Origin of the sequence: Streptomyces sp. NBC_00076 (assembly GCF_045041235.1) — a bacterium.
Classification (GTDB): Bacteria; Actinomycetota; Actinomycetes; order Streptomycetales; family Streptomycetaceae; genus Streptomyces.
Genome location: NZ_CP108242.1, coordinates 2142421 through 2165755 on the forward strand (window position 1 = coordinate 2142421; position 23335 = coordinate 2165755).

At 69.2% G+C, this 23335-nt stretch carries 17 protein-coding genes; 7 read left to right on the forward strand and 10 right to left on the reverse strand.

Annotated elements, in window-relative coordinates:
• Positions 1 to 37: 37 nt before the first annotated feature.
• Positions 38 to 1549 carry a depupylase/deamidase Dop gene (gene dop / locus OHA64_RS09850; RefSeq protein WP_405610969.1) on the reverse strand — a complete coding sequence of 504 codons (1512 nt, stop codon included), beginning with the start codon at positions 1547 to 1549 and terminating at the stop codon, positions 38 to 40.
• Positions 1550 to 1794: 245 nt separating this feature from the next.
• Complete coding sequence (gene arc / locus OHA64_RS09855; RefSeq protein WP_405610972.1) at positions 1795 to 3561, reverse strand: proteasome ATPase; 1767 nt, start codon at positions 3559 to 3561, stop codon at positions 1795 to 1797.
• 244 nt (positions 3562 to 3805) lie between these two features.
• Here arc and OHA64_RS09860 point away from each other — a divergent pair, with 244 nt between their 5' ends.
• Entirely contained in the window at positions 3806 to 4111 is a 306-nt protein-coding gene (locus OHA64_RS09860) for a ferredoxin (protein WP_405610975.1), read from the forward strand.
• 58 nt (positions 4112 to 4169) lie between these two features.
• Here the strand turns inward: OHA64_RS09860 and OHA64_RS09865 are convergent, their stop codons facing one another.
• The 3 genes from OHA64_RS09865 to OHA64_RS09875 all read right to left on the reverse strand — a co-directional run bounded on the left by OHA64_RS09865 (position 4170) and on the right by OHA64_RS09875 (position 7626).
• Positions 4170 to 4748, reverse strand: a complete 579-nt coding sequence (locus OHA64_RS09865) for a hypothetical protein (RefSeq protein WP_405610978.1) — start codon at positions 4746 to 4748, stop codon at positions 4170 to 4172.
• A gap of 212 nt (positions 4749 to 4960) precedes the next feature.
• The gene (locus OHA64_RS09870) at positions 4961 to 5863 is read right to left on the reverse strand and encodes a tRNA (adenine-N1)-methyltransferase (RefSeq protein ID WP_405610981.1); all 903 of its coding nucleotides are present in this window, start codon (positions 5861 to 5863) and stop codon (positions 4961 to 4963) included.
• Between the two features lie 50 nt (positions 5864 to 5913).
• The gene (locus OHA64_RS09875; RefSeq protein WP_405610984.1) at positions 5914 to 7626 is read right to left on the reverse strand and encodes a site-2 protease family protein; all 1713 of its coding nucleotides are present in this window, start codon (positions 7624 to 7626) and stop codon (positions 5914 to 5916) included.
• A 174-nt stretch (positions 7627 to 7800) separates the two neighbouring features.
• On the opposite strand from OHA64_RS09875, the gene OHA64_RS09880 reads away from it, so the two are divergent.
• Positions 7801 to 8907 (forward strand): RecB family exonuclease, encoded by a 1107-nt coding sequence (locus OHA64_RS09880; protein ID WP_405610987.1) that lies wholly within the window; start codon positions 7801 to 7803, stop codon positions 8905 to 8907.
• A gap of 14 nt (positions 8908 to 8921) precedes the next feature.
• Positions 8922 to 9596, forward strand: a complete 675-nt coding sequence (locus tag OHA64_RS09885) for a response regulator (RefSeq protein ID WP_405610990.1) — start codon at positions 8922 to 8924, stop codon at positions 9594 to 9596.
• An 87-nt stretch (positions 9597 to 9683) separates the two neighbouring features.
• Here the strand turns inward: OHA64_RS09885 and OHA64_RS09890 are convergent, their stop codons facing one another.
• From OHA64_RS09890 to metH, 4 genes are all read right to left on the reverse strand, one after another.
• Positions 9684 to 11261: an ABC transporter substrate-binding protein gene (locus OHA64_RS09890; protein WP_405610993.1), complete on the reverse strand. Its 1578-nt coding sequence runs from the start codon at positions 11259 to 11261 to the stop codon at positions 9684 to 9686.
• Positions 11262 to 11328: 67 nt separating this feature from the next.
• On the reverse strand, positions 11329 to 12933 hold the full coding sequence (locus OHA64_RS09895) for an ABC transporter substrate-binding protein (RefSeq protein WP_405610996.1): 1605 nt from the start codon (positions 12931 to 12933) through the stop codon (positions 11329 to 11331).
• A gap of 448 nt (positions 12934 to 13381) precedes the next feature.
• Positions 13382 to 14077: an HAD family hydrolase gene (locus OHA64_RS09900; RefSeq protein WP_405610999.1), complete on the reverse strand. Its 696-nt coding sequence runs from the start codon at positions 14075 to 14077 to the stop codon at positions 13382 to 13384.
• Positions 14078 to 14228: 151 nt separating this feature from the next.
• Positions 14229 to 17750 (reverse strand): methionine synthase, encoded by a 3522-nt coding sequence (metH, locus tag OHA64_RS09905; RefSeq protein WP_405611002.1) that lies wholly within the window; start codon positions 17748 to 17750, stop codon positions 14229 to 14231.
• Positions 17751 to 18036: 286 nt separating this feature from the next.
• Here metH and OHA64_RS09910 point away from each other — a divergent pair, with 286 nt between their 5' ends.
• From OHA64_RS09910 to OHA64_RS09925, 4 genes are all read left to right on the forward strand, one after another.
• Positions 18037 to 18801 carry an IclR family transcriptional regulator gene (locus OHA64_RS09910; protein WP_405611005.1) on the forward strand — a complete coding sequence of 255 codons (765 nt, stop codon included), beginning with the start codon at positions 18037 to 18039 and terminating at the stop codon, positions 18799 to 18801.
• 279 nt (positions 18802 to 19080) lie between these two features.
• Entirely contained in the window at positions 19081 to 19875 is a 795-nt protein-coding gene (locus OHA64_RS09915) for an MIP/aquaporin family protein (protein WP_405611008.1), read from the forward strand.
• A gap of 71 nt (positions 19876 to 19946) precedes the next feature.
• Complete coding sequence (glpK, locus tag OHA64_RS09920) at positions 19947 to 21485, forward strand: glycerol kinase GlpK (RefSeq protein WP_405611011.1); 1539 nt, start codon at positions 19947 to 19949, stop codon at positions 21483 to 21485.
• An 8-nt stretch (positions 21486 to 21493) separates the two neighbouring features.
• On the forward strand, positions 21494 to 23110 hold the full coding sequence (locus tag OHA64_RS09925; RefSeq protein ID WP_405611014.1) for an FAD-dependent oxidoreductase: 1617 nt from the start codon (positions 21494 to 21496) through the stop codon (positions 23108 to 23110).
• 33 nt (positions 23111 to 23143) lie between these two features.
• Here the strand turns inward: OHA64_RS09925 and OHA64_RS09930 are convergent, their stop codons facing one another.
• Positions 23144 to 23272: a hypothetical protein gene (locus OHA64_RS09930; RefSeq protein WP_405611017.1), complete on the reverse strand. Its 129-nt coding sequence runs from the start codon at positions 23270 to 23272 to the stop codon at positions 23144 to 23146.
• Positions 23273 to 23335 lie beyond the last annotated feature (63 nt).

Consider the following 23335-nt stretch of genomic DNA (forward strand, 5'->3'; position numbering starts at 1 on the left):
TTCCACCCTGTGGGGCCGAGTCGGCCCCGAGTACCCTTCAGCCGCCGGACAGCACCCTGACCAGGTCTTCCGCCGTGCGACAGCGGTCCAGGAGCTCCTTGACGTGATTACGCGTTCCGCGAAGCGGTTCCAGGGTTGGGACCCGCTGGAGCGAGTCCCGCCCCGGCAGGTCGAAGATGACCGAGTCCCAGGAGGCCGCCGCCACGTCGTCCGCGTACTGCTCCAGACAGCGTCCGCGGAAGTACGCGCGGGTGTCCTCCGGCGGCTTCGTGCGGGCCCGCTCGACCTCGTTGTCGTCCAGCAGCCGCTTCATCCGGCCACGGGCCGCCAGCCGGTTGTAGAGCCCCTTCTCGGGGCGTACGTCGGCGTACTGGAGGTCGACCAGGTGCAGCCGCGGCGCGTCCCAGTCGAGGTCGTCCCGGCGCCGGTAGCCCTCCATGAGCTCCCGCTTGGCGACCCAGTCCAGTTCGCCGGCCAGGCTCATCGGGTCGTTCTCCAGGCGGTTGAGGGTGTCCTCCCAGCGGACCAGGACGTCCTTGGTCTGGTCGTCGGCGTCCGCACCGAACCGCTCCTCCACGTACTTGCGCGACAGTTCGAAGTACTCCATCTGCAGCTGGACCGCGGTGAGTGTCCGGCCGCTGCGGAGCGTGACCAGGCGCTTGAGGGTCGGGTCGTGGGAGACCTGGTGGAGCGTGCGGACGGGCTGGTCCACGGCCAGGTCGACGGCGATGAAGCCGTCTTCGATCATGGACAGGACGAGCGCTGTCGTGCCCAGTTTCAGATAGGTCGAGATCTCCGAGAGGTTCGCGTCGCCGATGATCACGTGCAGGCGGCGGTGCTTCTCGGCGTCGGCGTGCGGTTCGTCCCGGGTGTTGATGATGGGGCGCTTGAGGGTGGTCTCGAGGCCCACCTCCACCTCGAAGTAGTCGGCGCGCTGACTGAGCTGGAAGCCGTGCTCGTGCCCGTCCTGCCCGATGCCGACGCGGCCCGCTCCGGCGAAGACCTGACGGGAGACGAAGAACGGCGTGAGGTGGCGCACGATGTCCGAGAAGGGGGTCTCCCGCTTCATCAGGTAGTTCTCGTGCGTGCCGTAGGAGGCGCCCTTGTTGTCGGTGTTGTTCTTGTACAGGTGGATCGGCTGGGCGCCGGGGAGCTGTGCGGCCCGTTCCGCGGCCTCGGCCATGATGCGTTCGCCGGCCTTGTCCCACAGGACGGCGTCCCGGGGGTTGGTGACCTCGGGGGAGCTGTATTCGGGGTGTGCGTGGTCGACGTAGAGACGCGCGCCGTTGGTGAGGATCACGTTGGCGAGGCCGATGTCCTCGTCGGTGAGCTGGGTGGAGTCGGCGGCCTCGCGGGCGAGGTCGAAGCCTCGCGCGTCCCGTAGCGGGTTCTCCTCCTCGAAGTCCCAGCGGGCGCGTCGGGCCCGGTGCATCGCCGCCGCGTAGGCGTTGACGATCTGGGATGAGGTGAGCATGGCATTGGCGTTGGGGTGGCCGGGGACGGAGATCCCGTACTCCGTCTCGATGCCCATTACTCGCCGTACGGTCATGCGGCCCTCCTTGCCCGGCGGCGCCCTCGGTCGGGGGCGCCGCTCAAGTACCGCTTGCGCTCCGGTGCGTGTGCGGTGCCCGTCCCCGCACTGCGCGACTCGGCGGTATGGAAGAGCCTAGAACGCCTCTGCGCTGGTGGGGAGATCATTTGCGTCATTGCCTTGCACGCCTCTGGTCACGGCCATCGCCCGGAAAACAGTCGGCTGCGGGTACCCGGTGTGGGCACCCGCAGCCGCCCTGTGTTTTACAGGTACTGACCGGTGTTTGCCACCGTGTCGATGGAGCGTCCGGTGTCTGCGCCCTGCTTTCCGGTGATGAGGGTACGGATGTACACGATCCGTTCGCCCTTCTTTCCGGAGATGCGGGCCCAGTCGTCCGGGTTGGTGGTGTTCGGCAGGTCCTCGTTCTCCTTGAACTCGTCCACGCAGGCCTGGAGGAGGTGGGAGACGCGGAGGCCCTTCTGACTGTGTTCCAGGAAGTCCTTGATCGCCATCTTCTTGGCGCGGCCCACGATGTTCTCGATCATGGCGCCTGAATTGAAGTCCTTGAAGTAGAGGACTTCCTTGTCGCCGTTGGCGTAGGTGACTTCCAGGAAGCGGTTTTCCTCGGATTCGGCGTACATGTGTTCCACGGCCGTCTGGATCATGCTTCCGACGGTGGTGGCCTTGCTGCCGCCGTGCTCGCCGACGTCGTCGGAGTGCAGCGGGAGGCGCTCGGTCAGGTACTTGCCGAAGATGTCCTTGGCCGCTTCGGCGTCCGGACGTTCGATCTTGATCTTCACGTCGAGTCGGCCGGGCCGCAGGATGGCGGGGTCGATCATGTCCTCACGGTTGGAGGCGCCGATCACGACCACGTTCTGCAGGCCCTCCACGCCGTCGATCTCGGCGAGCAGCTGCGGGACGATGGTGTTCTCCACGTCCGAGCTGACACCCGAGCCTCGGGTGCGGAAGAGGGACTCCATCTCGTCGAAGAAGACGATGACGGGGGTGCCCTCGCTGGCCTTCTCACGAGCACGCTGGAAGACGAGGCGGATCTGCCGCTCGGTCTCGCCGACGTACTTGTTCAGGAGCTCGGGGCCCTTGATGTTGAGGAAGAAGCTCTTGCCCGTGGCCTGTCCGGTCACCTCGGCGACCTTCTTGGCCAGCGAGTTGGCGACGGCCTTGGCGATGAGCGTCTTGCCGCATCCAGGGGGCCCGTACAGCAGGACGCCCTTGGGCGGCCGCAGTTCGTGCTCCTTGAAGAGGTCGGGGTAGAGGTACGGGAGCTCGACGGCGTCGCGGATGGCCTCGATCTGGCCGCCGAGGCCGCCGATCTGCTCGTAGCCGATGTCCGGGACCTCTTCGAGGACGAGTTCCTCGACCTCGCTCTTCGGTACGACCTCGTACACGTAGCCGGAGCGTGGTTCGAGCAGCAGGGCGTCGCCGGGGCGGATGGTGACGTCCAGCAGCGGCTCGGCGAGCCTCACCACCCGTTCCTCGTCGGTGTGCCCCACCACAAGGGCGCGGTCGCCGTCCTCGAGGATCTCCTTGAGGGTGACGATGTCGCCGACGCTCTCGTACTCCATGGCCTCGACCACGTTGAGTGCTTCGTTGAGCATCACCTCCTGGCCGCGCCGGAGGTCTTCGAGTTCCACGCTCGGGCTGACGTTCACCCGGAGTTTGCGGCCGCCGGTGAAGATGTCGGCGGTGCCGTCCTCGTTTGCCGTGAGGAAGACACCGAAGCCGGCCGGCGGCTGTGCGAGCCGGTCGACCTCCTCCTTGAGGGCCACGATCTGGTCGCGGGCCTCACGGAGCGTGTTTGCGAGTCGCTCGTTCTGGGCGGACACGCCGGCCAGGTTGGTCTGCAGCTCGACGATCCGCTCTTCGAGAATCCTCGTGTGTCGCGGAGAGTCGGCGAGCTTGCGTCGCAGGACGGCGATCTCCTGCTCAAGGTAGGCAATCTGCCCGGCGGGGTCTTCGGACCCTCGTCCCGGGCGGATGCCGCGGTTCATGTCGTCGTCGTGGGCTGCCACGGTCCTCACCTCCTCCAAGGGGAGCTGGACGCTTCCAGACCCTACCTGGGTGGGTGTCGATTGAAACCCCTAGATCACAAAGACGGTCGGGGTGTGTCCGATCTTCACCCTTGCGCTCTCCCTCACGCCAGGGGAATACCCACCGAACATGATTGGGAAGCCGCCGGAGGTAGGGTCGAACTGTTCAACACCCGTCAGAGCTGGCCGGATTCCCGGTCGGATCGGCGCAGAAACGGCAGGAGAGATGGACGTGCAGCAGGAGGCCGGGACCGGCGGCGAGGCGCTGGAGGTCTGGATCGATCAGGATCTCTGTACCGGTGACGGCATCTGTGCCCAATATGCGCCGGAGGTGTTCGAGCTGGACATCGACGGGCTGGCCTATGTCAAGGGTACGGGCGAGGAGCTGCTGCAGGACAGGGGTGCCACAACGCCCGTACCACTGCCGCTTCTCACGGATGTCGTGGACTCCGCGAAGGAGTGTCCGGGCGAGTGCATCCATGTGCGTCGGGTTTCGGACCTGGTCGAGGTGTACGGGCCCGACGCGGAGTGACCGTACTGACACGTGTTGTGATCACTGTCTGATTCCTCACACGCGCTGGTGGCGCGGGTCAGACGGTGTGTGAGCCGGCGGGTGTCGAGCGGACGAACGCGCCGTTCTTCCATCGCCACTTCGCGCCGTCCTTCACGTCCGGGCAGCAACTGGGCACGTCGGCGGTCGAGTAGCCGAGGAGCGTGGCGACGATGGCGTGGTCCCGCAGGGCGAAGTCGGTGACGGTCTTGCGGTCCTTGGGGGCGACCAGGGTGGCGACCACGCGGGGCTTGCCGGTGTCCGCGGACCGGGTGAGGACGTACACGCCGTCGGGTGGGGTGCCCATGGGGGCGTCGCAGTGCACCACGGCGACTGTTTCCGGCCTGCCGTCGCCGTCGAGGTCTCCGGTGGCCTTCTTCACCACGAGTGCCTTGACGGGGCCGCATTCGATCGGGAAGTCGACGTCCGCGGGGTCGGGGGGCGTGATGACGGCCGGCGCGGATTTGGTCTGGGGGTCGGCTGCCTGGGCCGCGGTGGCCGGATTGGGCTGTAGGACCGATGAGAGTGCCACCACGCCGGCGACCGCCGTCGCGGTGGCGACCCAGTGGATGGGTCGGGTGTGGGTGTGTGCCAGTTCCGGGACGGCGGGTTGCTGCACTAGGAGCGTCTCCTGGGGGCTGTGCCGGTGGGGGTGGCCTGCATGGTGCCACACGTCACAGTCCGGGGGGAACGGCGGGGTGGGGGTTCGGCCCGCCCTGGGGGTTACGGATTCTGGTGCCGTGTCAACACGGGTACGGCGTGGCCCAGTTCCCGGGTGTGGCATGGGAACTGGGCCAGAGTGTTCCTGCGTTGGCGCGGCCGTCGGCCGCCTCAGCGGGTGGCGCCGCCGTCGGCGTTGGGGCCGGAGTAGTCCTCGCCGTAGGCGCCCTTGGCGGGGCGGCGGCGGCGCATGGGGGGTTCGACGCCGTCGGCGAGGCGGCGGGCGGTGAGGAGGAAGCCGGTGTGGCCGATCATCCGGTGGTCCGGGCGGACGGCCAGGCCCTCCACGTGCCAGTTGCGGATCATCGACTCCCAGGAGGTCGGCTCGTTGAAGGAGCCGATCTCGCGGATGGACTCGACGGTCCGGGCGAGCTGTGTGGTGGTGGCCACGTAGCAGCACAGGATGCCGCCGGGCACGAGGGCCTTGGAGACGGCCTCCAGGCACTCCCAGGGGGCGAGCATGTCGAGGATGACGCGGTCGACGTCGGCGTCGGACAGGTTGTCCTGGAGGTCGCCGACGGTGAGCTGCCAGGCGGGGTGCGGGCCGCCGAAGTAGCGCTCCACGTTCTGCCGGGCGATGTCGGCGAAGTCCTCGCGGCGTTCGTAGCTGTGCAGCATGCCCTGGTCGCCGATGGCGCGCAGCAGGAAACTGCTGAGCGAGCCGGAGCCGACGCCGGCCTCGACGACGCGTGCGCCGGGGAAGATGTCGGCGAAGGCGAGGATCTGCCCCGCGTCCTTGGGGTAGACCACGGCGGCGCCGCGGGGCATGGACAGGACGTAGTCGGGGAGCAGGGGGCGCAGCGCGAGGTAGGCGACGTTTCCGGTGGTGCGGACAACGCTGCCCTCGGGAGCACCGATCAGTTCGTCGTGCGGGAAGGAACCCTTGTGGGTGTGGAAGTTCTTCCCTGCTTCGAGCGTGAACGTGTAGTGGCGGCCCTTGGGGTCGGTCAGCTGAACCTGGTCCCCGACCTTGAAGGGCCCGCGACGGCGGGCGGCACCGGTCGGTTCGGACATGTGAACAGACTACCGGTCCCGGCGAGGGCCGCCGACCATCACAGCGAGCGCTAGGAGGGCCTGGCCATCGCTTTCACGAAGGCGCGTTCCACGTCGGCGGCGGAGAGGACTCCGTAGATCTCGCCGGTGTCCTCGACGACGAGGTACTCGGTGGCGGGGGTGGTGCGCAGGGCGTCCAGGAGGTCTTCTCCGGCCAGCTCCACCGAGACGCGCATGCCGTCGGTGAGGTCCTGGGCGAGGCCGCTGACGGCGACCCAGGGGCGGCGGTGTTCGGGTACGCCGACGATGGCGGCCTCGCGCACGAGGGAGAGGGGGTGTCCGTCGGTGTCGACGACGACGAGGGCGCGGGCTCCGGCGGCGTTGGCGCGGCGCAGGGCCTCCGAGAGGGGGGTGTGGGTCTCCACGGGGACGGCGCGGCGGGTGAGGGTGCGGGCGCGCAGGTCGGGCAGGTGTTCGCGCAGCCGTGCCACGCGCAGGCTGTTGCCGGCGCCGGTCCAGATGATGGCGGCGAGGATGGCGGCCAGCAGGGCGTCCATGACGGTGTCCATGCCGACGTTGTCCTCGGCATTGGAGCCGAGCGCCCCGGACTGGGTGAGCAGGGGCAGGCCGATGAGGACGGAGACGGCGAGGAAGCGGCCGATCCAGGCGGCGGCGACGGTGCCGGTCATGGGCCTGCCGGTGATCTTCCAGACGACCGCGCGGAGCATCCGGCCGCCGTCGAGGGGCAGGCCGGGCAGCAGGTTGAAGGCGGCGACGATCAGGTTGGAGATCATCAGGCCGGCCAGCAGGACGCCGGGGACGGTGCCGGGCTCGACGGGCTGCATGGCGAGGTAGAACAGGCCGGCGAGGACGAGGGAGAGCAGGGGGCCGACGAAGGCCAGGACGAACTCGCGGCCCGGGGTCTCGGCCTCCTTCTCGATCTCGGAGACACCGCCGAAGAACTGGAGCTGGATGCGGCGGACCGGGAGCTTGAAGCGGAGGGCCGCGACGGTGTGGGCGAGTTCGTGGACGAGGACGGAGGCGTAGAAGGCGATCGCGAAGAAGAGGGAGACCAGGTAGCGGGCCGCGCCGAGTTCGGGCAGTACCCGGTCGAGTTGTCCGCCGAACACCCAGGTGATCAGGGCGGCGACGAGGAACCAGCTGGGCGCGACGTACACGGGCACGCCGAACGGCCGCCCCATCAGCAGGCCGCCTCCGGGGCCTCGCTCGCGGCGGGGCGGGCGGCCCTTGGTGACACCGGCGTCGGCGAGGGTGCGGCCGTCGTCCGTGTGGGGGTGGGAGTGGGGGTGGGCCGCGGTGTTCTCGGGAGCGCCGGGGGGTGCTTCGGGGTTCTGGGGTTCGGCGTCCTGGGGGTGGCGGGCGGTGCTGTCGTCCGCGGGGGCCTTGTCGGTGGGCTTGTCCGCGTCCGCGTCCGCGTTCTCGGTCTTGGCCGCAGCGTCCTTGGCGGCCTGGTCCTTGGCGGCCTGGTCCTTGGCGGCCTGGTCCTTGGCGGCCTGGTCCTTGGCGGTCTGGTTCTCCGTGACGTCGTCGTCGGTGGTCCGGTCGGTGGCGTCGTCGTCGTCGTGCGGGGGCTGCTGTGAGGGGTCCAACCGGCGTACGACCATGGTGGGTTCGTCGGGCGGCGGGGTCTCGGAGGCGTCGGTGCCCTGGGGGGGCCGGCCGGGGCGTGCGGGGCCGGTGGCCGGGGTCGCAGGTGTTGCGGGGCGCTCGGTCGGCTCGTCGTTGCCGGACCGCGGCTGCCCGCTCCCGCCGCTCTCGTCCACGGTGTCCCCTCGTTCGAAGCGTCTCCCGCGCCTGCCGACGGGAGGGTCTCCGGTCGATGGTATGCGGCCGTCGCGATGCGTTCCGCCCGGCACCCCCTGTGTCTCCCCGGTCGTCGCGCCGGTTGGCGCCGGGGGTTGGGTCACTGTCAGTGGCGGGCCCTATGGTCTGTGGTCATGGAGACGAGCACGGAGGGCGTGGCGGAGAACGCCGACCGAGGCACCGCGCAGGCGGCCCCGCCGGTCCCGGCCGAGGCGGCGGCGGCCGCGACGGTGACCGGGCCCGCCGAGGACGTTGCGGCGGACCCGGCCGAGGACGCGGCGGCGGGGCCCGCTGTGGTCATCGCGGCGGACACGGCGACGGCAGTGATCACGACGACCGCGGACACAACGGCAGCGGCGGCGGACGAGGTGGCCCCGGTCGCGCCGACCGCCATAGCGCCGTCCTCGCTGTCCCCCTCGCGGGCCGGCGACTTCATGCAGTGCCCGCTGCTGTACCGGTTCCGGGTGATCGACCGGCTGCCCGAGAAGCCGAGCGAGGCGGCCACGCGCGGCACGCTGGTGCACGCGGTCCTGGAGCGGCTCTTCGACGCCCCGGCCGCCGAACGGACGGCGCCCCGTGCCAAGTCGCTCGTCCCCGGTCAGTGGGACCGGCTGCGGGAGACCCGGCCGGAGGTCGTCGAGCTGTTCGCCGACGATCCGGAGGGGGAGCGGCTGACGCGCTGGCTCGGCGAGGCGGAGCGGCTCGTGGAGCGGTGGTTCACGCTCGAGGATCCGACCCGGCTCGAACCGGTCGAGAGGGAGCTGTTCGTCGAGACGGAGCTGGACTCGGGGCTGCGACTGCGCGGGATCATCGACCGGGTCGACGTGGCGCCGACCGGCGAGGTGCGGATCGTCGACTACAAGACGGGAAAGGCGCCCCGGCCCGAGTACGCCGAGGGCGCGCTGTTCCAGATGAAGTTCTACGCCCTGGTGGTGTGGCGGCTGAAGAACGTGGTCCCGCGTCGGCTGCAGCTGGTCTATCTGGGCAGCGGTGACGTCCTGACGTACGACCCCGTCGTCGCCGACCTGGAGCGGGTCGAACGCAAGCTGCACGCGTTGTGGGAGGCGATCCGGCAGGCCACGGAGTCCGGTGACTGGCGGCCGCGTCAGACCAAGCTGTGCGGCTGGTGCGACCACCAGGCGCACTGTCCGGAGTTCGGCGGTACTCCCCCGCCGTATCCGCTCCCCGTGAGGGCGGCCGCGTCCGAGGCCGGGGCTCAGGGCAGAATGGGGCCGGACTAGCGAAGGAGACTTACGTGGCCATCCGTGTCCTACTGGTCGACGACCAGCCCCTGCTGCGCACCGGCTTCCGGATGATCCTGGAGGCCGAGCAGGACCTCGCGGTCGTCGGCGAGGCCGGAGACGGCCTCCAGGCTCTGGACCAGGTGCGGGCGCTGCAGCCCGACGTGGTCCTGATGGACATCCGTATGCCGCGGATGGACGGTGTGGAGGCGACCCGGCAGATCACCGGCCCGGGTCGGGACGGCCCGGCCAAAGTGCTGGTGCTGACCACTTTCGACCTCGACGAGTACGTGGTGGAGGCTCTGCGGGCGGGTGCCAGCGGCTTCCTGCTGAAGGACGCCCCGGCCAATGAGCTGGTGCAGGCCATCCGCGTGGTGGCGGCCGGTGAGGCGATGCTCGCGCCGAGCATCACGCGTCGGCTGCTCGACAAGTACGCCACCCATCTGCCGTCCGGTGACGAGCCGGTTCCGGACACCCTGCACACGCTCACCGACCGTGAGGTGGAGGTGCTGAAGCTGGTGGCGCGGGGACTGTCGAACGCCGAGATCGCGGCGGATCTGTTCGTCAGTGAGACCACCGTCAAGACGCACGTCGGCCATGTCCTCACCAAGCTGGGGCTGCGCGACCGGGTGCAGGCCGCGGTGTACGCGTACGAGAGCGGGTTGGTGCGCCCCGGCGCGCCGCAGTAGGCGATGTGCGACCGCGGTCGGGCGGTCCTACGACATGGCGGGCGCCCCCTGTGAGAAGGGGGCGCCCGCCGTGTGTGCGGCCGGGTGTCAGTCCTTGCTGAGTTCCCAGAACCGGAAGACGGTCGACGCGTCGAGGCAGTACTCCAGGCCGTAGACGCCCTCGCGGGTGACGGCGTACTGCTTGGCCTGCCAGATCGGGAGGACGGGCAGGTCGTCGGCGACGATGTCCTGGAGCTTGCCGTAGTCGGCGTCGGTGGCGGCGCGGTCGCTCTGGGCGGCGGTCTTCGGGATGAGCGTGCCGGTGATGGTGTTGTTGCCGTAGTTGTTGTCCAGCACGTTGCCCTTGCCGAAGAAGGGGGCCGTGAAGTTGTCGGCGTCCGGGTAGTCGGGAACCCAGCCCTTCACGTAGACGCCGTACTTGCCGGCCTTGATGTCCTTCTCGTACTGGTCGAAGGCGACGGACTGCACGTCGGCCTCGAACAGGCCGCTGGCGTTGAGCTGTGCGGCGATGGCCTTCAGCAGGGAGTCGGTGGCCGGACCGTAGCGGGCCGGGGTCGACCACAGGGTCAGCTTCACCTTGCCGCTGATGCCGTCGGCATCCAGCGCGGCGGCGGCCCTGGCCTTGGAGGGGCGATCGCCGTAGGTGTCGAAGAAGGCCGTGTTGTGGCCGGTGATACCGGCCGGGATGATCGAGTACAGCGGGGTGGCCGTGCCCTGGTAGACGTCGTTGACGAGGGCGTCGCGGTCGATCAGGTGGGCCATGGCCTTGCGTACACCGAGTTGTCCGGCGATCGGGTCGTTCATGTTGAAGACCAGGTGCTGGACCTCGGCGCTGGTCCCCTCGACGAGTTCGACGCCCGAGTCGTCCCCCTGCTCGATGTCCGCGATGTCGCTCGCGCCGAGGCCTCGGTAGGCGATGTCGATCTTGTTGTCGCGCAGGGCCTGCTTGAGCGCTTTCTGGTTGCCGTGGAAGAGCTTCAGCGTGACGCCGGAGTTCTGTACGTCGGCGGTGCCCTCGTAGTTCTCGTTGACCGAGAAGACGGCCTCGTCCTTGCTGAAGGAGTCCAGCTTGTAGGGGCCGGAGCCGACCGCCTCGCCGTCCTCGCGCAGTCCGTCGGCGTCGTACTGGGTGTGGTCGACGAGGGAACCGGCGCCTGAGGCGATCTTGCTGGGGAAGGTGGCGTCGGGGGTGTTGAGGCGGAAGACCACCGTCTTCTCGTCCGGCGTCTCGACCTTGGAGAGCATGGGGAACATGATCGCCGGGCCCGCGTCGTCGTTGATCTTCAGCAGGCGGTCGAAGGAGAACTTCACGTCCTGCGAGGTGAGCGGGTCACCGTTGCTGAACTTGAGGCCGTCCTTCAATGTGCACTCGTAGACCTTGGTCGCCGCGTCCGTGAAGCCGCAGCTCTTGGCGGCCTCCGGCTGTGGTTCGGTGCTTCCCTTGGGGAAGCTGAGCAGCGACTGGAAGACGTTGTTGAACAACAGCCAGGAGCCCGGGTCGTAGCCGGAGGCGGGGTCGGTGGCCAGGACGTCGTCGGACATCCCCATGACCACGGACGAGCCGCTGCCCCCGGAGCCCCCCGACTCCGTTCCGCAGGCGGTCAACAGGCCGAAGGCCAGCCCTGCCACGATGGGCAGGACCGGCCACTGGTTGCGCAGGTTCACGTAGTGCCTTGTCGTTGTTGTCGGACGCCGGGGCCGCCCTCCCGGGCCCCGGACAGGGCTGGCTTTGTCAGCCGCTGACGCCGCGGCCGAGTTCCCACAGCTGAAGCGTCGAGGAGGAGTTGAGCACGTAGGCGGTGCCCGTGACGTCGTCGCGGGCGGCGACGTACTGCTTGCCCTGCCACAGCGGCAGGACGGGGACGTCGCCGGCGACGATGTCCTGAATGTCCGTCAGGCTGGCGGCGGCGGCGAGCCGGTCGGACTCGCGGCGGGACTCCGGGATCAGCGTGTTGCGGATGACGCTGTTCGCGTAGGGCGAGCCGATGGTGTTGTCCTTGTCGAGGAACGGCGCCAGGTAGTTGTCGGCGTCCGGGAAGTCGGGGAACCAGCCCATGCCGTAGACGTCGTACTGGCCCTTCTGCTCGGCCGGGCGGTAGGTCTCCCAGGGAGTGCCCTTGGTGCTGACGTCGAACAGGCCGGTGTCGTTGAGCTGCTTCTGCAGGACCTCGAACTCCTGCTTGGTGGCCGGACCGTAGTGGTCGGTCGTGTAGTGCAGGGTCAGCTTCACCGGAGTGGTGATGTTGGCCCGGCTCAGCGCGGCCTTGGCCTTGGCGGTACTGGGTTCGCCGTAGGTGTTGAAGAACGAGTTGGAGTGGCCGGTGATGCTGGCCGGGACCATCGAGAACAGCGGCTCGGCCTGTGAGCCGTACACCTTGGCGACGAGTTCGCTGCGGTTGATGACCTGGGCCATCGCCTCGCGGACCGCCTTCGACTTCACGGACGGCGCGTTGGTGTTGAAGCCGAGGTAGCGGATCTCCAGACCGGGCAGCTCGACCAGGTCGACGTTGCTGTCCGAGCCGTCCGCGAGTTTGTCGATCTGCTCCGGCGACATGGTGCGGGTCATCAGGTCGAGGTCGCCCTTGTCGAGCGCGGCGCCCATGGCGTCGGCGTCCGTGTAGGAACGCATCTCGACCTTGTCGTTGTTCACCTTCAGTGTCCCCTTGTAGTTGGGGTTCTTGGTGAACACGGCGTCGACGAGCTCGTTGTTCTTGACGTCGGCCTGCAGCGTGTACGGGCCGGAGCCGTCGACGTCGAAGCCGTCGCGCAGCTTGCCCTCGCCGTAGTCGGCTGGGTTGACGATGCCCGCGACCGGGGTCGACAGCTTGTACGGGAAGGTGGCGTCGGCCGTCTTGAGGTGGAAGATCACCTCGCGGTCGCCCTGGGTCTCGACGGTGTCGACCGTGGACAGCAGGGCGAAGACACCGCTGTCGGCCTTCAGCGCGCGGGCGCGGTCGATGGAGAACTTCACGTCCTTCGCGGTGACGGCGTCGCCGTTGGCGAACTTGAGGCCGTCGCGCAGGGTGCAGGCGTAGCGCTCGTTGCCGCTGTCGGTGAAGCCGCACTTCTCGGCGGCCTCGGGCACCGGGTCGCCGTCGCCCTTCGGCATGATCATCAGGGTCTGCACGGTCTGGCGCAGGATGTTCCAGGTGCCGACGTCGTAGGCGTAGGCGGGGTCGAGCGGCGCCGGGGCGTCCTTCGTGGCGGTGAACCGGTCCGTGGTGCCGACGACGATCGCGCCGTCACTGTCGCTCCCGCTGTCGGACCCACCGCAGGCTGCGAGCACCGGCGCCAGCAGGCCGATCACGGCCGGCAGCACCAAAGTCTTGCGGTTCATGCTCGAAGTTCTCCAGAGCTGTCGAGTCCGTGTACCCGGCATGCAGGGGTGTCGATGCGGATCACGGGGTAAGGGCGATGTTCTCGATAGGAGATTAGTCCGCACCAGCATGAAGGTTCGCGGCGACCGGAGTTGAGGGGTCATCACGCTGCGAAACCAGCTGTGGACGGACCGAAAACCCGAGGGGGGAAGGATTCGTGCAGGCTCTCACCAATCGGGACACAAAGGCGCGTCCGTACCCCTTGAACGGGGGTGAGCTGCACACCTCCACCACCCTGTCGAGCCCCGACGGCGTGGGGAACGTCACATACCCGGCGGTGTGGAGTTGCACCGGAATTCAGCCATCCGGTGCGGTTCGAATTACCTCGTACGCGGCCCGTGGAATTCCCGCGCAATCACCGCCGCACGCTGGGTGAACACCCGGGCGCATTTCCGTCATCAAGAGCCGTCAGAGCGGCATCAGACCGCGCAGAAAAGCCAGGTCCACGTCTTCGAGCGAGGACACGACGGTGCGCCGGACGGCCGGGGCGATGGGCGCGACGGACGGCACCGCCACGACGTGGCAGCCGGCTGCCTCGGCCGCGGCGACGCCGGTCGCGGTGTCCTCGACGACCGCGCACCTGGCGGGCTCCGCGCCGAGTCCGGCGGCGGCGAACAGGTAGGGGTCGGGGTGCGGCTTGGTGCGCCCCACCTCGTCGCCGGCGACGGTGAGCGCGAAGTGCTGGGGGCCGAGCGAGGTGAGGACCCGGTCGATGATGCGCCGGTGCGAGGCGGAGACCAGCGCCGTGGGGATCTCGTGCGCGGCCAGTTCGGCCAGCAGCCGGGCGGCTCCGGGCATGATCGGCAGCGCCCGGTCGATGCGGTCCTCGAAACCCTGGTTGAGCAGCACCGTGAGTTCGGCGAGGGTGATGTCGGCGCCGGTGGCCTCGATCAGGAAGCCGGCACTGCGGGTCATGGGGCCGCCGACGACGACATGGCGCCAGGAGTCGTCGAGGGTGTGTCCGAGACGGGCGAAGACCTCGGCCTCGACGTCCCACCAGAAACCCTCGGTGTCGACCAGGGTGCCGTCCATGTCGAGGAGCACGGCCTGCAGGGCGGAGCCTTCGGCCGTACGGGTAACTGGTGCCGGAATCGTGCTGGTCATCCACGTACCTCCTTGAGGGACCAGCAGGCCGGTTCCCGCTGGGGGAACCGGCCTGCAGTGGACCGACCAGTGTACGACTTATCCGATCAGCGCGCCGGGTGAGACGCGTCGCACCGGGACGGGAAGCGGATGTCGGGTGGTGGCTCGCGCCTCACCGGGCGTTGAAGTACTTCGCCTCCGGGTGGTGGATCACGATGGCGTCGGTGGACTGCTCCGGGTGCAGCTGGAACTCCTCCGACAGCTGGACGCCGATGCGCTCGGGCTGGAGCAGGTCGGCGATCTTGGCGCGGTCCTCCAGGTTCGGGCAGGCACCGTAGCCGAGGGAGAAGCGGGCGCCCCGGTACTTCAGGGCGAACATGTCCTCGATGTCGTTCGGGTCCTCGCCCGCGTAGCCCAGCTCCGAACGTACGCGTGCGTGCCAGTACTCGGCGAGCGCCTCCGCCAACTGCACGGACAGGCCGTGCAGTTCGAGGTAGTCGCGGTAGGAGTTGGACTCGAAGAGCTTCGCGGTCTCCTCGCCGATCCGGGAGCCGACGGTGACGACCTGGAGGCCGACCACGTCCGTCTGGCCGGACTCCTCCGGGCGGAAGAAGTCCGCCAGGCACAGCCGGCGGCCGCGGCGCTGGCGCGGGAAGGTGAAGCGGGTGCGCTCGTTGCCCTGCTCGTCCAGGATGATCAGGTCGTCGTCCTTGGACACGCACGGGAAGTAGCCGTAGACGACGGCCGCCTCCAGCATGTTCTCGGTCTGCAGCCTGTCGAGCAGGCCGCGCAGTCGCGGCCGGCCCTCGGTCTCGACCAGTTCCTCGTACGACGGTCCCTCGCCGGTGCGGGCCTGCTTAAGGCCCCACTGGCCCTTGAACAGGGCGCCCTCGTCGAGCCAGCTGGCGTACTCCTTGAGCTGGATGCCCTTGATGACCCGGGTGTCCCAGAACGGCGGGGCGGGGACCGGGTTGTCGGTGGCGACGTCGGAGCGGACGGCGCCCTCCTCGGGGCGCTCCTCGACCTCGACGGCGGCGCTCGCGCGGACCCGGCGCTGCTTCAGCTCCGGCAGCTTCGCTCCGGGGACACCGCGCTTGACGCCGATGAGGGCGTCCATGAGGCGCAGGCCCTCGAACGCGTCGCGGGCGTAGCGGACCTCGCCCTGGTAGATCTCGTGCAGGTCCTGCTCGACGTACGCCCGGGTCAGGGCCGCGCCGCCGAGGATGACCGGGAAGTCGACGGCCAGGCCGCGCTGGTTGAGCTCCTCCAGGTTCTCCTTCATGATCACCGTGGACTTGACCAGGAGGCCGGACATGCCGATGACGTCGGCGCGGTGCTCGGCGGCGGCGTCCAGGATCGCGGAGACCGGCTGCTTGATGCCGAGGTTGACGACGTTGTAGCCGTTGTTGGACAGGATGATGTCGACGAGGTTCTTGCCGATGTCGTGCACGTCGCCGCGGACGGTCGCCAGCACGATGGTGCCCTTGCCTGCCTCGTCGCCCTCGACCTTCTCCATGTGCGGTTCCAGGTGGGCCACCGCGGTCTTCATCACCTCGGCCGACTGCAGCACGAACGGCAGCTGCATCTGACCGGAGCCGAACAGTTCGCCGACGACCTTCATGCCGTCCAGCAGGGTGTCGTTGACGATGTCGAGAGCGGGGCGCGTCTGGAGCGCCTCGTCGAGGTCGGCCTCCAGGCCGTTCTTCTCGCCGTCGATGATGCGGCGCTTGAGGCGCTCGTCCAGCGGCAGGGCGGCCAGTTCCTCGGCCCGGCCCGCCTTGAGGGACTTGGTGGTGGCGCCCTCGAACAGCGCCATCAGCTTCTGCAGGGGGTCGTAGCCCTCGGCCCGACGGTCGTGGACGAGGTCGAGAGCGGTCTGGACCTCCTCCTCGGTGAAACGGGCGATCGGCAGGATCTTCGACGCGTGCACGATCGCCGAGTCCAGGCCCGCCTTCACACACTCGTCCAGGAAGACGGAGTTGAGCAGGATGCGGGCGGCCGGGTTGAGGCCGAAGGAGATGTTCGACAGGCCCAGCGTGGTCTGTACGTCGGGGTGGCGGCGCTTGAGTTCGCGGATCGCCTCGATGGTGGCGATGCCGTCCTTGCGGGACTCCTCCTGACCGGTACAGATGGTGAAGGTCAGGGTGTCGATGAGGATGTCCGACTCGTGGATGCCCCAGTTGCCGGTCAGGTCGTCGATGAGCCGTTCGGCGATCTCGACCTTCTTCTCCGGCGTGCGGGCCTGGCCCTCCTCGTCGATGGTCAGCGCGATCAGCGCGGCGCCGTGCTCCCGCGCCAGCTTGGTGACCTTCGCGAACCGGGACTCGGGGCCGTCGCCGTCCTCGTAGTTGACCGAGTTGATGACCGCGCGTCCGCCGAGCTTCTCCAGGCCGGCCTCGATGACGTCGACCTCGGTGGAGTCCAGGACGATCGGCAGGGTGGAGGCGGTGGCGAAGCGCCCGGCCAGTTCCTCCATGTCGGCGACGCCGTCACGGCCGACGTAGTCCACGCACAGGTCCAGCATGTGGGCGCCCTCGCGGATCTGGTCGCGGGCCATCTCCACGCAGTCGTCCCAGCGGCCGTCCAGCATGGCCTCGCGGAACTTCTTCGAACCGTTGGCGTTGGTGCGCTCGCCGATGGCGAGGTACGAGGTGTCCTGGCGGAACGGGACCGTCTGGTAGAGGGAGGCGGCGCCCGGCTCCGGGCGGGGGCTGCGCTCTCCGGGCGTGAGGTCGCGGACGCGTTCGACGACCTGGCGCAGGTGCTCGGGGGTGGTGCCGCAGCAGCCGCCGATCAGGGAGAGGCCGTAGTCGCGGACGAAGTTCTCCTGCGCGTCGGCCAGGCCCTCGGGGTCGAGGGGGAAGTGCGCGCCGTCCTTGGTGAGGATCGGCAGGCCCGCGTTCGGCATGCACAGCAGAGGGATGCGGGAGTGCCGGGTGAGATAGCGCAGGTGCTCGCTCATCTCCGCCGGTCCGGTGGAGCAGTTCAGGCCGATCATGTCGACGCCGAGGGGTTCCAGCGCGGTCAGCGCGGCGCCGATCTCGGAGCCGAGGAGCATCGTGCCGGTCGTCTCGAACGCCATCGAGACCACCAGCGGCACGTCGACGCCGGTCGCCTCGATGGCGCGTCGGGCGCCCAGGACGGAGGCCTTCGTCTGGAGCAGGTCCTGGGTGGTCTCGACGATCAGGGTGTCGGCGCCGCCGGCGAGCAGTCCCTCGGCGTTGGCCTGGTAGCCGTCGCGGATCGTGGCGAAGTCGATGTGGCCGAGGGTGGGCAGCTTGGTGCCGGGCCCGACGGAGCCTAGGACCCAGCGGGGGCGGCCGTCACGGGCCGCGTACTCGTCGGCGACCTCCCGGGCGATGCGGGCGCCGGCCTCGGACAGTTCGTGCACGCGGTCGGCGATCTCGTACTCCGCCGCAGCCGTGTGATTCGCCCCGAAGGTGTTCGTCTCCACGCAGTCGACGCCCACGGCGAAGTACGCGTCGTGGACGGAGCGGACGATGTCGGGGCGGGTCAGGTTGAGGATCTCGTTGCAGCCCTCGAGGTTCTCGAAGTCCTCCAGGGTCGGATCCTGAGCCTGGAGCATCGTGCCCATCGCTCCGTCGGCCACCACCACACGGGTGGCGAGCGCCTCGCGGAGCGCGGACACACGGGCCCGGCTGTCGGCGGAAGGGGTCGGTGGCAACGAGGCCATGAAGGGGCTCCCTTAGGTGCGACGGCTGTCGGCTTTTGCGGGCGCCCGCGCGACGTTCCGCGCTCGGCGCACCACGCCAGAGTAACCGGGACCCGGTCCCGATGGTCAGGACGTCCACGGGACGGACCAGGATGGCGGACAACTCGCCCGCGGGACACGGGGTGCCGCAACAGATGTGCGCCGACTATTAGCGGGAGGTCGGCATGGACCGGTAGTGTTCGACATTGCCGAACGGCGGCAGCGGCGTCGCGGGTCGACGGTCGAAGGGGACGGAGGCAGGACGGCGATGGCACGGAACATCCAGTCGCTGGAACGTGCGGCCGCGATGCTGCGGCTTCTCGCGGGCGGCGAGCGGAGACTCGGCCTGTCCGACATCGCCTCCTCACTGGGCCTCGCCAAGGGCACCGCGCACGGCATCCTGCGCACCCTTCAGCAGGAGGGCTTCGTCGAGCAGGACGACACCTCGGGGCGCTATCAGCTGGGTGCCGAACTCCTACGCCTGGGCACCACCTATCTCGACGTGCACGAGCTCAGGGCGCGCGCCCTGGTGTGGACCGACGACCTGGCCCGCTCCAGCGGGGAGAGCGTCCACCTGGGCGTCCTGCACCAGCAGGGCGTGCTGATCGTGCACCACGTCTTCAGGCCCGACGACAGCCGGCAGGTCCTGGAGATCGGGGCCATGCAACCGCTGCACTCCACCGCCCTGGGCAAGGTGCTGTCGGCGTACGACCCGGTGGCGCACAGCGAGGCCCTGGAGAGCGACCGCAAGGCGTTCACCGACCGGACCGTCTGCGACCTCGACGATTTCGAGCACGTCCTCGACATCACGCGCGCGCGTGGGTACGCCGCCGACGTCGAGGAGACCTGGGAGGGCGTCGCCTCCATCGCCGCGCCCATCCACGACCGGCGCCGCATGCCGGTCGGCGCGGTCGGCGTCACCGGGGCCGTGGAGCGGCTGGGCCGGGACGGCGAGCTGCGCCCCGAACTGATCGCGGCGGTGCGGGACTGCGCCCGCGCGGTGTCGCGGGACCTGGGCGCCGGGCGCTTCTGAGCGACGCGGGACGCGCGGAGACCGGGACGCCGCAGAACGTTCCGGTTCTCGTCACGCGCCGGCATGCCCGAGTTCTCGGGCGGGCGCAAGATCGATAGCACACAGCAATCAGTAACGATCGTGTTTTCGAGAACAGAACCCTTGACGTGCCCGTGACCTCGGAGCGAGACTCCCGTCCATCGGTCGACATTGTCGAACACCGACCGGCAATAGGCGTACAGTGATACGACGCCAAGGGCCGGCAGCTCTTCCCCTGGACGAAGGACAAAGGAGTCGCGGGTGTCCAGCTCCGACATCTTCATCGGCGAGACCATCGGTACCGCCATACTCATCCTGCTCGGCGGCGGCGTGTGTGCCGCCGTCACGCTGAAGGCCTCCAAGGCCCGCAACGCCGGCTGGCTCGCCATCACCTTCGGGTGGGGTTTCGCCGTTCTGACGGCCGTGTACACCTCGGCGCCGCTCTCCGGCGCTCACCTCAACCCGGCAGTGACGCTCGCGCTCGCCATCAAGGACGGCGACTGGAGCAATGTCCCCGTCTACTGGGGCGGCCAGATGCTCGGCGCCGCGATCGGCGCGGCACTGGTCTGGGTGGCCTACTACGGCCAGTTCCACGCGCACCTCACCGACAAGGAGATCGTCGGCGGCCCGGGCGCACAGGACACGAGGGTCAAGGCCGTCGAGGCCCAGGAGAAGGGCGCCGGCCCGGTCCTGGGAATCTTCTCCACCGGTCCCGAGGTCCGTGTCGTGTGGCAGAACCTCGCCACGGAGATCATCGGCACGACCGTGCTGGTGCTCGCCATCCTCACGCAGGGCCTGAACGACAGCGGCAAGGGCCTCGGCACGCTGGGCGCCCTGATCACCGCGCTCGTGGTCGTCTCGATCGGTCTGTCCCTCGGCGGCCCGACCGGATACGCGATCAACCCGGCCCGTGACCTCGGCCCGCGCATCGTGCACGCTCTCCTGCCCCTGCCCAACAAGGGCGGCTCCGACTGGGGCTACGCCTGGATCCCGGTGGTGGGTCCGCTGATCGGCGGCGCCATCGCGGCAGGCATCTACAACGTCGCTTTTGCTTAGAAACAGGACTTCGAAGCACTGAGCAGCAGTAGAACCAGTCCCACACCCACGGAACCTCCCAGGAGCACACAGTGACCGACGCCCACACCGCCGGCCCTTTCATCGCCGCGATCGACCAGGGCACCACCTCCAGCCGCTGCATCGTCTTCGACCGGGACGGCCGTATCGTCTCCGTGGACCAGAAGGAACACGAGCAGATCTTCCCGAAGCCGGGCTGGGTCGAGCACAACGCCACCGAGATCTGGACCAACGTCGAGGAGGTCGTCGCCGGAGCCATCGCGAAGGCCGGCATCACGCGCGACGACATCAAGGCCATCGGCATCACCAACCAGCGCGAGACCACTCTCCTCTGGGACAAGAACACCGGTGAGCCCGTCCACAACGCCATCGTCTGGCAGGACACCCGCACCGACGCCCTCTGCAAGGAACTCGGCCGCAACGTCGGCCAGGACCGCTTCCGCCGCGAGACCGGTCTGCCGCTGGCGAGCTACTTCGCCGGCCCCAAGGCCCGCTGGCTGCTGGACAACGTCGAGGGCCTGCGCGAGCGCGCCGAGGCCGGCGACATCCTCTTCGGCACCATGGACAGCTGGGTCATCTGGAACCTGACCGGTGGTGTCAACGGCGGCAAGCACGTCACCGACGTCACCAACGCCTCCCGCACCCTCCTGATGAACCTGCACACCATGGAGTGGGACGCGAAGATCGCCGAGTCGATCGGTGTGCCGCTGGCGATGCTGCCCGAGATCCGCTCCTCCGCCGAGGTGTACGGCGCGGTCACCGGCGGCAAGCTCGGCGACGTCCTCGGCGGCATTCCCGTCGCGTCCGCGCTCGGCGACCAGCAGGCGGCCCTGTTCGGCCAGACCTGTTTCGCGGAGGGCGAGGCCAAGTCGACGTACGGCACCGGCACCTTCCTGCTGATGAACACCGGTGAGAAGCCGGTCAACTCGTACAACGGCCTGCTGACCACGGTCGGCTACCGCATCGGCGACGACAAGCCGGTCTACGCCCTGGAGGGCTCGATCGCCGTCACCGGTTCGCTGGTGCAGTGGATGCGCGACCAGATGGGCCTGATCTCGACGGCCGCCGAGATCGAGACGCTCGCGCTCTCGGTCGAGGACAACGGCGGCGCGTACTTCGTGCCGGCCTTCTCCGGCCTGTTCGCCCCGTACTGGCGGTCCGACGCCCGTGGTGTCATCGCCGGTCTGACCCGGTACGTCACCAAGGCGCACCTCGCGCGTGCCGTCCTGGAGGCCACGGCCTGGCAGACCCGTGAGATCACCGACGCCATGACGAAGGACTCCGGCGTCGAACTCGCGGCGATCAAGGTCGACGGCGGTATGACCTCCAACAACCTGCTGATGCAGACCCTCTCGGACTTCGTGGACGCCCCCGTGGTGCGCCCGATGGTCGCCGAGACGACCTGCCTCGGTGCCGCCTATGCCGCCGGCCTCGCCGTCGGCTTCTGGACCAGCACCGACGACCTGCGCGCCAACTGGCGCCGGGCCGCCGAGTGGACCCCCAACATGGCCGCGGAGAAGCGCGACCGTGAGTACAAGAGCTGGCTCAAGGCCGTTGAGCGGACCATGGGCTGGCTCGAGGACGAGGAGTAAGAAACCGCATGACCACTCAGTCCACCCTGCAGTCCGTGCCTGCCCTGGGGACGCGCCCGGCGTCCGGCTCGAACCCGAGCCGAGCCGAGACCCGGGAGCAGCTTTCCAAGGCGTCGTACGACCTTCTCGTGATCGGCGGCGGCATCCTGGGCATCTCCACCGCCTGGCACGCCGCGCAGTCCGGCCTCAGGGTGGCCCTGGTCGACGCCGGCGACTTCGCCGGTGCCACCTCCTCCGCCTCGTCCAAGCTGCTCCACGGCGGTCTGCGCTACCTGCAGACCGGCGCGGTGAAGCTGGTGGCGGAGAACCACTTCGAGCGCCGTGCGGTCTCCCGCCAGGTGGCTCCCCACCTGGCGAACCCGCTCACGTTCTACCTCCCCGTGTACAAGGGCGGGCCGCACGGCGCGGCGAAGCTCGGAGCCGGTGTCTTCGCGTACTCGATGCTGTCGGCGTTCGGCGACGGGGTGGGACACCTGCTGTCCCCCTCGAAGGCACAGCGGGACGTGCCCGAGCTGCGCACCGAGAACCTCAAGGCCGTGGCGGTGTACGGCGACGACCAGATGAACGACGCGCGCATGGCGCTGATGACGGTCCGCGGGGCCGTCGAGGCGGGCGCCGTGGTCCTGAACCACGCCGAGGTCACCGGCCTGCGCTTCACGAAGGGCCGGGTGACGGGCGCGGACCTGCGCGACCGGACCTCGGGTGACGAGTTCGGCGTGAGCGCCCGGCTGGTGCTGAACGCGACCGGCCCGTGGGTCGACCACCTGCGCAGGATGGAGGACCCGAACGCGGCGCCGTCCATCCGCCTGTCCAAGGGCGCGCACCTGGTCCTGAAGCGCACCTCCCCGTGGAAGGCCGCGCTGGCGACGCCCATCGACAAGTACCGGATCACCTTCGCCCTCCCCTGGGAGGACATGCTGCTGCTCGGCACGACCGACGAGGAGTTCGAGGGCGACCCGGCGGATGTCGCGGTCACCGAGAAGGACACCGCCCAGATACTCGACGAGGCCGCGTTCTCCATCCGCGACCAGCAGCTCGACCGTGACCTGATCACCTACTCGTTCGCCGGTCTGCGGGTGCTGCCGGGCGGGCCCGGCAGCACCGCGAAGGCCAAGCGCGAGACGGTGGTGACCGAGGGCAGGGGCGGCATGCTGTCCGTCGCGGGCGGCAAGTGGACGACCTTCAGGCACATCGGCCGTACGGTCATGCAGAAGCTGGAGGCGCTGCCCGGGCACCCGCTGGGCGACGCCTTCGAGCCGATCTCCTCGCTGCCGAAGAAGCTGCCGCTGCCTGGTGTGGCGAACCCGCGCGCGGTCGCCCACCGCCTGCTGGTCGACCACCCGGCGACCGGCACCCGGATGACCGCCGACACCGCCAGGCACCTGGCCACGCACTACGGTTCGCTGGCCTTCGACATCGCCCGGCTGGCCAACGAGAACCCGGAACTCGCCGAGCGGGTCCACCCGGACGCCCCGGAGATCTGGGCGCAGGTCGTCTACGCCCGGGACAACGAGTGGGCCCAGACGCCGGACGACGTGCTGCGCCGCCGTACGACGCTGACGATCCGGGGCCTTGCCACGGACGACGTCCGCGCGAAGGTGAAGGACCTGCTCGACAAGAACTAGTGCCGTGGCAGGCAATGTTTGCCCGCCGCGGCACTAGCCCCCACGGTCCCGGCCCGGCCCTCCCCTGACCAGGGTCGGGACCGTGGAGGCTTCGTCGACCCGGGCACCCACCCGGTGACCCTCGGCGAGGTAAAAGGTGATCGCCGATCTGGCTGCGCTCATCTGACCTGCCCCCATAATGTGCTGAGACATCCGATGTCTCGGCACAGCATGAGTACGACAGGG